We start from the raw sequence: 232 nt of genomic DNA on the forward strand, positions 1-232 counted from the left end.
GTACAACCCCAGGCTACCGGTCACGATCAGGCCGAGGGGCATTAGTATGCGCGTGTCGTAGCGATCGGCGAGCACGCCGCCAATCACAAACAGTGCAGTAGCGAAGATCGCGTTGGCGCTCAGCAGCATACCGATATCAGTGTGGCTCAAGCCCATCAATTCCAGCAAGGGAACAAAGAACGCGTCCTTGAGGATCGCCAGCTAGAAGATGGTGCCGCCACCCAGGATGAGG

1 pseudogene is annotated in these 232 nt (G+C 58.2%); it reads right to left on the reverse strand.

Going from position 1 to position 232, the window contains the following annotated elements:
• Nucleotides 1-232, reverse strand: a pseudogene (locus QN399_RS26700) (MFS transporter); the annotation flags it as partial.

The sequence above is a fragment of the Pseudomonas sp. 10C3 genome (assembly GCF_036346185.1).
Classification (GTDB): domain Bacteria; phylum Pseudomonadota; class Gammaproteobacteria; order Pseudomonadales; family Pseudomonadaceae; genus Aquipseudomonas.